The organism is Yersinia aldovae ATCC 35236, from assembly GCF_000173735.1.
GTDB classification, from domain to species: Bacteria; Pseudomonadota; Gammaproteobacteria; order Enterobacterales; family Enterobacteriaceae; genus Yersinia; species Yersinia aldovae.
This window is the reverse complement of record NZ_ACCB01000041.1, coordinates 26,667-36,893: the sequence shown is the minus strand read 5'-3', so window position 1 is coordinate 36,893 and position 10,227 is coordinate 26,667. Positions and strand designations below refer to the sequence as shown.

Here is a 10,227-nt window from a genome sequence, read left to right as displayed (position 1 = left end):
CCTTTAGTGAAAAAGACTGTATCATCCTTCTCTGCCACAACATCCCGGCCACGAAATTGCTCGCCGTCAGCAGTCAGGTTTTGGTGCGATGCTCAGTTTTGAGCTTGATGGTGATGAGCAGGTATTGCGTCGTTTCCTCTCTGCCCTTGAATTATTTACCCTGGCAGAGTCTTTGGGGGGCGTTGAAAGCCTGATTTCCCATGCTGCAACCATGACCCATGCCGGTATGGCGCCAGAAGCGCGCACTGCCGCCGGTATTACTGACAGTTTATTGCGAATTTCCGTGGGTATCGAAGACAGCGAAGATTTGATTGCCGATTTGGAAAATGCTTTCCAGTTGGCGAGACCGAGGTAAGTATGAATGCAACAGCGGTAGCAGCGGCGGTGACCGGCCGTCAACTGCATAAATTTGGTGGTAGTAGTCTTGCGGATGTGAAGTGTTACCTGCGGGTGGCCAATATTATGGCCAACTACAGTCATCCCGGCGACCTTATGGTGGTGTCTGCGGCGGGTAGCACCACTAACCAGCTAATTAGCTGGTTGAAACTCAGTCAAACTGATCGTCTTTCTGCCCATCAGGTGCAGCAAAACCTGCGTCGTTATCAACATGACCTGATTAGCGGTTTATTGTCGCCAGAAATGGCGGAACCGCTGATTAGTGAGTTTATCCATGACTTGGAACGCCTGGCTGGCCTGCTGGATAACAACGTCGACGAGGCAATTTATGCCGAAGTGGTCGGTCACGGTGAGATTTGGTCTGCCCGCTTGATGTCTGCGGTGTTGAATAAACTTGATATGAATGCCACCTGGCTTGATGCTCGCAGCTTCCTGCGCGCTGAGCGTGCGGCACAGCCACAAATCGACGAAGGCCGTTCTTATCCGTTGTTGCAGCAATTAATGGCACAACATCCACACCAACGTTTGGTAGTGACCGGGTTTATTTCGCGTAATAACACCGGCGAAACGGTGTTGTTGGGGCGCAATGGCAGTGACTACTCGGCCACCCAGGTCGGGGCGCTGGCGGGGGTCGAACGTGTCACTATCTGGAGTGATGTGGCGGGGGTATACAGTGCCGACCCGCGCAAAGTGAAAGATGCCTGCCTGCTACCGTTATTGCGTTTAGACGAAGCCAGTGAACTGGCTCGTTTGGCCGCTCCGGTGCTGCACACCCGCACATTGCAGCCGGTTTCAGGCAGCGATATCGATTTACAACTGCGCTGTAGTTATCAACCAGAACAGGGGTCAACCCGCATTGAGCGAGTGCTGGCTTCTGGCTTGGGCGCGAAAATCGTTACCAGCCACGATGATGTCTGCCTGATCGAATTACAGATTGCCAGCCACCATGACTTCTCGCTGGCACAGAAAGAGATCGATTTGCTGCTCAAACGTGCGCAAATCAAGCCGCTGGCCACCGGTATTCACCCTGACCGCAACCTATTGCAACTTTGCTATACCTCAGAAGTGGTCAATAGCGCATTAAGAGTGCTGGAGGATGCCACGCTGCCGGGGAAATTATCCCTGCGCGACGGGTTGGCTCTGGTCGCTTTGGTCGGGGCAGGGGTTTGCAAGAACCCATTGCATAGCCACCGTTTCTATCAACAACTGAAAGATCAGCCAGTTGAGTTTATTTGGCAGGCAGAGGATGGCATCAGCCTGGTGGCTGTTTTGCGCCTGGGGCCGACTGAACACCTGATTCAGGGCTTGCATCAGTCGCTATTCCGCGCAGAAAAACGCATTGGCCTGATGCTATTTGGCAAGGGCAATATCGGCGCACGCTGGTTGGAGCTATTTGCCCGCGAGCAGAAGAATATCTCAGCGCGCAGTGGTTTTGAGTTTGTACTGGCGGGGGTGGTGGATAGTCGCCGCAGTCTGTTGAGTTATGACGGGCTGGACGCTAGCCGGACGCTGGCATTTTACGATGATGAGGCCAAAGAGCAGGATGAAGAATCCTTGTTCTTATGGATGCGCGCGCACCCATTTGATGATTTGGTGGTGCTGGATGTGACCGCCAGCGAGTCACTTGCCGAACAGTATCTGGATTTTGCCAGCTATGGTTTTCACGTTATCAGTGCCAATAAATTAGCCGGAGCCTCCAGCAGCAATAATTACCGCCAAATCCGTGACGCTTTTGCCAAAACAGGCCGCCACTGGTTGTATAACGCCACCGTGGGCGCGGGTTTGCCAGTTAACCATACTGTGCGCGATTTGCGCGATAGCGGCGACAGTATTCTGGCGATCAGCGGTATTTTCTCTGGCACCTTGTCGTGGCTGTTCCTGCAATTTGATGGCACGGTGCCTTTTACTGAGCTGGTGGATCAAGCCTGGCAACAGGGCCTGACCGAACCCGATCCGCGCGTGGATCTCTCAGGGCAAGATGTGATGCGCAAGTTGGTGATTTTGGCCCGTGAAGCCGGTTACGACATCGAACCGAATCAGGTGCGGGTAGAATCGCTAGTACCTGCGGGTGCCGATGTCGGTTCCGTAGATCAATTTTTTGAGAATGGCGAAGCATTGAATCAGCAAATGATTCAGCGCTTAGAAGCCGCCAATGAAATGGGGTTGGTGCTCCGTTACGTCGCTCGCTTTGATGCTAATGGTAAGGCGCGAGTGGGGGTTGAAGCGGTACGTGCTGACCATCCATTGGCCTCTTTGCTGCCGTGCGATAACGTTTTTGCCATCGAAAGCCGTTGGTATCGCGATAACCCATTGGTTATTCGTGGCCCAGGGGCTGGGCGTGATGTGACTGCCGGTGCCATTCAGTCTGATTTAAACCGGCTAACCCAGCTATTGTGACGTCAACTGTTGTAATGTGATATTAATCTGAGATAAACAGATGCCTGAGGTGATTAATCGGGCATCTGCCGTACTTATTACTTGAACAATAACATATCTGCCAGATGGATTTTAGGGCATGTATCCGCATATTTGGCTGGGTCGGTTAATAATGACTTTACGTAATTATGGTGCTCTGGTTTTATATTCCCCGTCAGCCACGAGGTGAAGTATCTTTTGTTACTCTTATTCATTATACCTGTGTTATTATATTCTTTTTGGGTTTTAATTAATTTATCTATAAGTTTATATTTTTCTGTTTGTCGCTGCATTGGTCTATGTCATTATTTATTTTATTAATAATTCCAACTCCCATGATATCAACTTTTGCATTCTTGATAGAAGACTTAAGTGCGTTATCTTTAGTTGTTGCAGTGATCATTGTCATAAGAAAAGCATATTCATCAGCAATTCGATGGGCGTAAGTTATACCTGTCTGTTTTAAAATTGTTTTCCCGGATTTGTAGGGTCACTCCCATAAATATGGTTAACTAAACCCTGGGTTATATATTTAGGCGTAAGTACAACCTCTTTGCCATATATATAAAATACTGGTTTGAAAAGTTCTACTCTTTTATTTACGCTAATCCTATCATCAACATCAATAAAGTTAACTTGTTTACCATCATAAGCCATATTCCCCGGTTTTATATCTCTTAGATAAGTTCGTCTTTTATGCAGTTGCTTTAAGTCATTTACTGCATTTTTAAAAACGCTCTGCGGGAGAGGGGAGTTATGATTTAGATGGTCAATTAAACAGGTCCCTGCATTGTGTGAAATCATTAGGTCCGGGGCGACAACTAGTCCGGTTTTAATACTATTTAGACCTTTCAGGTCATGGAAATTATTTTCCGTGCTAAATTTATCTTTTTTAGTAGGTGCTAAAGCGACGAAATTATCATCTTTACTAACAACATACTTTGAGGCTCCCTGTTCATTTTTAGGATGAACATAGGGGATATTTGGTTTATAAACTGGGAGGGAGTTCTTGCTGATATAATAAGTTCTCCCTGTGGTATCCTCTTTATCTTCAAAATAAACTATTTCTGTAAATATGTTGTCTTTCAAGTTTATTGCTTTTTCTTTAAGTATTTTCTGTAATTCTTTTTCTACAGTTTCACTGTTATCTATTTCAATCGTTTTTAGTGGCGGCATTTTTTTATTAATAACTGATATTAATTTCTCCTGAATGCAGCCATTTGATTGTATGAATAGTTTCTCTCCATTTTTATGGTTATGTGTAAAGTCGTATAAGTCACTCAGTCTTTTTCCTTTATTCATACAGATATACTGTATTTTCTTTACAAACCCCATTTGGAGTGCTGTTTTCTTATCTGGAGAATTATTGATTTTGTCTATTCTGGTGTGAGATAAACGCAATGAAGTATTATTGAATTTAACAACTACTGTATTATTCAAAATAATTTCCTTTAATTTTAATAGTATGGTTATTTTTTCCAGAAAACAGTAATATATCAGATAAATAGACCTTATTTTTTAATTCGGCATGTTTATCAGGGGCGGATAATAATAAATCCACCTTGGATTTGTGCTCAGGTTTGACATGCTTGTTAACCCATGTTGTGAGTTCATCTCTATTTTCAGAATAGCTCATCCCCGCGCTGCTACTGCTATCAGTACTAATATCGGTATCGACAGAGTTTATAATATTATCTCTGAGTACATCTGATGTGGTTGTTGTGGCTATGATTGTTAGTAAGAATGCATATTCATCAGCAGACTTTAGATAGTTTACAATATTCTCGTTATTTGAAAGTCTAAAACCATTATTATAGATCTTATCTTTTAGATTATTAGTGATATATGCTGATGTGAATATTTTTGGCGCACCATGAAGTGTGAACTTTACTTTAGGGTCTTTCCCACGAGCATTGTCTGATACTCTGTCATCAACATCAATGAAATTAATGTTTTTACCATCATAAGCCGTATTTTCTGGTTTTATGTCTCTGAGGTAAGTATTTATTTTATGTAATATTTTTAAGTCATTTGCTGCATTTTCAAATGCACTAATAGGAATGGGGTCTTTCTTTTCATCCTGTATATAGTCAAATACACACATTCCCGCATTGCGAGCAATAATAAGCGTTGTGCTAACAGCCAGGCCAGGTTTGACGCGGTGTGCGCCCTTTATATCCTTGAAATTATTTGTTGTTGCGAATAGATCATCTTTTTCGGTTGGCTCTAGCGCGACAAAAAGGTCATCTTTTCTGGTGAGTTTTTTAAAACTACCTTTTTCAGTGCCATCGCATATCTTATTCGGCATATGTACGGATCTATGTTCTTTATGGTGATAAAATTGTATATTGTGAAAATCTACTTTATTGCCATGATATGTTGTCTTTATAAATCCTTTTTTATTCCTGAGGCCTTCAGAGTCCATATTTTCCAGTTTCTCTAAATGATCACGAAAGTAAGATTGGATTTTTTTTGCTGCTGTATTTATGTTTGTGTCTTCATTATTATTCCGCATAATAGGTTTAAAATTATATTTCCACAAATTTTAATTATCCCTTCAGATAAACGGAATCGAGCTTCTGGCCTTTTGTCTGGCACTTTTATTTTTTTGATCGATTACCGGTGACGATGTTGCAAGACTATTATAGAAATTAATACGCTCTCTAACGTTCATGATTACTCCCTTTAAATATATCCAATAATCCATAGTAGTATTCCAGCATTACATATGGTCAGTATTCGTGAATATAAGAAAACGAGTATAGAGCGAACAATTAGCCTCAATAAAGGAGATGCTCAAACACCGCAGTGAAATGACTATGGTTATAATGCATTGATAAATAAGGAATTGTTTTAAACGGAGCGATACATGATTTTTCCGCGTATTGCGTGTGAAGATTAATCATCGCCCCTAACCTATTTAAAAGTTGACTCTTTAGCTAACTTCGGTCATTTTCTATTTAGACGTCTAAACGTATAGACGCTCATGAGTGAGCGGTAACAGATAACATAAGTCGTTGTAACGACAATGGGGTAACAGGGTATGAGTTTTTTCCACGCAAACCAGCGAGAAGCGCTGAATCAAAGTCTGGCGGAGTTACAGGGTCAGATTAATGTTTCTTTTGAGTTTTTCCCGCCACGCACCAGCGAGATGGAAGAGACTCTGTGGAGTTCGATTGACCGCCTAAGCACCCTGAAACCAAAGTTTGTCTCAGTGACTTATGGTGCCAACTCCGGTGAGCGTGATCGTACCCACAGCATTATCAAAGGCATTAAAGAGCGCACCGGCCTTGAAGCCGCGCCGCATCTGACTTGCATTGATGCTTTTCCGACTCAGTTACGTGAGATTGCCACCGATTACTGGAACAGTGGCATCCGTCATATCGTGGCGTTGCGCGGTGATTTACCACCCGATAGCGGCAAGCCGGAAATGTATGCTTCTGATTTGGTGGGTTTATTAAAAGATGTCGGTGATTTTGATATCTCGGTGGCAGCTTACCCAGAAGTGCATCCAGAAGCCAAAAGCGCGCAAGCTGACCTGATTAACCTGAAACGCAAGATTGATGCCGGAGCTAACCGCGCTATCACGCAATTCTTCTTTGATGTGGAGAGTTACCTGCGTTTTCGCGACCGCTGTGTGGCCACCGGTATTGATGTTGAGATAGTGCCAGGTATTTTACCGGTATCTAACTTTAAGCAGCTCCAGCGCTTCGCTACCATGACCAATGTACGGGTGCCACACTGGATGACCAGTATATTTGAAGGGCTGGATAACGACCCTGAGACGCGCAAAATGGTTGGTGCATCAGTAGCGATGGATATGGTGAAAATCCTCAGCCGCGAAGGGGTAAAAGATTTCCATTTCTATACCCTCAATCGTGCAGAATTGAGTTATGCGATTTGTCATACGCTGGGGGTCAGGCCGTAATTAAGATTTATATAACAAACCCGCCAGTTGGCGGGTTTGTTATATAAATCTGAAATAGGTTTTACAGGCCCGTATCCTGTCGATTAGATGAAGTGGTAGCAGATAAGCTAAAACCAGATGTGTGATTTTCATAATTTTTCATTAGATCGGCTTTTATAGTATCACGTTCTTGTCTAGTTCTACCTATATCCTGCGGTTGACTATTATTTGATTGAATAACACCCTCTTTTTTAAGTAGATTATTCACTTGTGTCATCAATTTGCTAATTTTCTCAGACTTAGCCTCCAATTTTTTTGAACCCTGACTCTCAAGTGTGGTTTGCATTTTTGTGAGTTGTTCTTCTACCCATACTAACTTTTCTTGTGCTTTTGAAGTGGGAATCTGACCTAATGATTTGCTATCATTCTTTATATTCGTCAGTGCATTTTTCAGCTTTGATAAATCGACGAAATGAACGTGCTTTTCGCTGTTTCTAAATGCCTTTACCATACTGTCTTGGGTTGGTCTTGAGATATTCATATTGATTCCTAATAATTTTAATAAAATGGTTTTATAAGGAGTAATAATGAATCTGCAGGTCATAACAATCTTGCATAAACCGACTCTAAAGTTACAGATTATTAATTGAGCGAGTGTGACCCATTGATTTAGCAATAAAAAAACGGGCACTTGGCCCGTTTTGTCTTTGTATCCACGATGATGCTACTGGCGGCTAACCAGTATTACGCATTCCTGCGGCTACACCGGCAATAGTCACCATCAATGCTTGTTCAACGCGGGCATCGGGGTGTTCTTGCTGACGTGAACGGTGCAATAGCTCCGCTTGCAGCACGTTTAATGGATCGGTATAGACGTTACGCAGCGCAATCGACTCGGCAATCCACGGCAAATCAGCCATTAAGTGGTCGTCGTTGGCAATGGCCAGCACCACTTTAATATCGGCTGCCAGTTGGTCGCGTAATTGCTGGCCCAATGGCCATAATGATTTATCCACCAGACGCTGATCGTAATATTCAGCCAGCCACAAATCGGCTTTGGCAAATACCATTTCCAACATGCCGATGCGAGTTGAGAAGAATGGCCAGTCGCGGCACATGGTGGCTAATGCGTCTTTCTTACCGGCATCGATAGCTTTCTGCAAACCAGCACCGGCACCCAGCCAGGCGGGTAACATCAGGCGGTTTTGCGTCCAGGCGAAAATCCACGGAATAGCACGCAGGCTTTCCACCCCGCCATTCGGGCGGCGTTTGGCCGGGCGTGAACCCAATGGCAGCTTGCCCAATTCCAGTTCAGGGGTGGCGGCGCGGAAGTAAGGAACGAACTGTGGATTTTCACGCACATAGCCGCGATACATCTCACAAGAGGCATCAGACAGAATATCCATCACCTCAACCCACTCTTTCTTCGGCTCAGGCGGCGGCAATAGATTAGCTTCCAGAATCGCCCCGGCGTACAGCGCCAGGCTGCTGATGGTGACTTCCGGCAGACCAAACTTAAAGCGAATCATCTCGCCTTGTTCAGTGACACGTAAACCCCCTTTCAGGCTGCCCGGAGGCTGAGAAAGCAGCGCGGCATGGGCAGGCGCACCACCACGACCAATAGAACCGCCACGACCGTGGAACAGTGTTAGGGAGATACCGGCCTTCTCGCAGGTTTTGATTAATGCATCCTGCGCCCGATATTGCGCCCAAGAGGCTGCCATTACACCGGCATCTTTCGCCGAGTCAGAATAGCCAATCATTACCATCTGCTTGCCTTGGATCAGGCCGCGATACCAGTCAATATTTAACAACTGGGTCATCACGTCGTCCGCATTGTTCAGGTCATCGAGTGTTTCGAACAATGGCGCGACTGGCAGAGTGAATGGGCAGCCGGCTTCTTTCAGCAGTAAATGCACCGCCAGCACGTCTGAGGGCACTTTCGCCATAGAAATCACATAAGCGGCAATAGAACCTTGTGGCGCTTCGGCAATCACCCGGCAGGTTTCTAACACTTCTTGGGTGTCTGCACTGGGTTCCCATTTCAGTGGCACCAGTGGGCGTTTTGAATTCAGTTCGCGGATCAGGAAGGCTTGTTTATCCGCTTCAGACCAACTCTCATAATCGCCTAAGCCCAGATAGCGGGTCAGTTCAGCAATAGCATCGGTATGACGGGTGCTTTCCTGACGCACATCGATACGCACCAATGGCACACCAAAACAGCGCACGCGGCGCAGAGTATCGAGTAACTGGCCGTTGGCGATAATTTCCATGCCACAGGCTTTCAGGGATTGATAACAGGCATACAGAGGGTTCCACAGTTGGTCATTGCTCACTAACAAGTCCGTTGGTGGCAACACACGTTCACCTTTCAGGCGGCCCTCCAGATAGGTCTGGGTATTGGTCAACTGGGTACGCATCTGTTTCATCAGCTCGCGATAAGGCTCGACCACCTCATCGCCACCGGCCAGTTCACGCAGTTCTGGCGTACATTCCGACATCGAAAGTTCTGATACCAATACCTGAATATCACGCAAGAACAAATCGGTCGCTTTCCAGCGGCTGAGTAACAGCACATGGCGGGTAATTTCAGCGGTGACATTCGGGTTACCGTCACGGTCGCCGCCCATCCATGAAGTAAAGCGGATCGGCACCGCTTCTACCGGCAAGCGGTAATCGAGCGAGTTTTGTAACTGCTCGTTAAATTCACGCAGGAAAGCGGGCACCCCTTCCCATAGGCTATTTTCTACTACTGCAAAGCCCCATTTGGCTTCATCCACTGGGGACGGGCGAATTTTACGAATTTCGTCGGTATGCCACGATTGTGCGACTAATTGGCGCAAACGACGCATGATCTTGTTGCGTTCGTAATCGGCTAAATCATTGTGATCCAACTGGCTCAGGCAGGTATTCACTTCGACCAGTTTATGAATCAGGGTACGGCGGGTAATTTCGGTTGGGTGAGCGGTCAATACCAATTCAATGGATAGCTCATCAACCGCGCTGCGCATGTCTTGCTCACTCAGCTTTTTGTCTTTTAAGCGAGTGAACAGTTGGGCCAGAGCTTCCGGGTTACTGGCGGCTTCACCGTGCGGCGAAATGCTGTGGTATTGCTCTGCTGTATTCGTCAGATTGAGGAATTGGCTAAACGCACGGGCGACCGGCAGCAGCTCGTCATTGGATAAATTTTGCAGCGTGGTCAGCAGTTCCTGACGGCTTGCTTCATTACCAGCACGCGAAGATTTGGATAATTTACGGATGGTTTCTACTTTTTCAAGGATGTGTTCACCGAGCGCTTCTTTGATGGTGTCCCCGAGTAGCGTACCGAGCATACTGACGTTACTTCGCATTGCGGAATATTGTTCGTTCATATGATTTCTTTTAGTACCCTTCGTAACTTGATGAGTATGTAAATTAATTTCACCCAAGAAGCAGAGCTGGACAAATCCACTCGCTACGTTCAATTCCATACCCCAATTGACACTATTTTTAGCAAAAAAACATCAATT

6 protein-coding genes and 1 pseudogene are annotated in these 10,227 nt (G+C 45.5%); 3 read left to right on the top strand and 4 right to left on the bottom strand.

Features of this window, described 5'->3' with window-relative positions:
• Window positions 1-10: 10 nt before the first annotated feature.
• Window positions 11-355, top strand: a pseudogene (locus YALDO0001_RS16030) (PLP-dependent transferase); the annotation flags it as partial.
• Window positions 356-357: 2 nt separating this feature from the next.
• A complete protein-coding gene (locus YALDO0001_RS16025; RefSeq protein WP_004704580.1) occupies window positions 358-2,793 on the top strand; it encodes a bifunctional aspartate kinase/homoserine dehydrogenase II in 2,436 nt (811 codons plus the stop codon).
• A 480-nt stretch (window positions 2,794-3,273) separates the two neighbouring features.
• Here the strand turns inward: YALDO0001_RS16025 and YALDO0001_RS21515 are convergent, their stop codons facing one another.
• On the bottom strand, window positions 3,274-4,251 hold the full coding sequence (locus YALDO0001_RS21515; protein WP_042840291.1) for a hypothetical protein: 978 nt from the start codon (window positions 4,249-4,251) through the stop codon (window positions 3,274-3,276).
• Window positions 4,244-5,353 carry a hypothetical protein gene (locus tag YALDO0001_RS21510; RefSeq protein ID WP_042840289.1) on the bottom strand — a complete coding sequence of 370 codons (1,110 nt, stop codon included), beginning with the start codon at window positions 5,351-5,353 and terminating at the stop codon, window positions 4,244-4,246. The genes YALDO0001_RS21515 and YALDO0001_RS21510 overlap by 8 nt, the downstream gene beginning before the upstream one ends.
• A 501-nt stretch (window positions 5,354-5,854) precedes the next feature.
• Between YALDO0001_RS21510 and metF the strand changes: the two genes are divergently transcribed.
• On the top strand, window positions 5,855-6,739 hold the full coding sequence (gene metF / locus YALDO0001_RS16005) for a methylenetetrahydrofolate reductase (protein ID WP_004704576.1): 885 nt from the start codon (window positions 5,855-5,857) through the stop codon (window positions 6,737-6,739).
• Between the two features lie 61 nt (window positions 6,740-6,800).
• On the opposite strand, the gene YALDO0001_RS16000 is transcribed toward metF, so the two are convergent.
• Both YALDO0001_RS16000 and ppc read right to left on the bottom strand, forming a co-directional pair.
• The gene (locus YALDO0001_RS16000) at window positions 6,801-7,259 is read right to left on the bottom strand and encodes a hypothetical protein (RefSeq protein ID WP_042840288.1); all 459 of its coding nucleotides are present in this window, start codon (window positions 7,257-7,259) and stop codon (window positions 6,801-6,803) included.
• 193 nt (window positions 7,260-7,452) lie between these two features.
• Window positions 7,453-10,089 (bottom strand): phosphoenolpyruvate carboxylase, encoded by a 2,637-nt coding sequence (gene ppc, locus YALDO0001_RS15995; RefSeq protein WP_042840286.1) that lies wholly within the window; start codon window positions 10,087-10,089, stop codon window positions 7,453-7,455.
• Window positions 10,090-10,227: the final 138 nt, after the last annotated feature.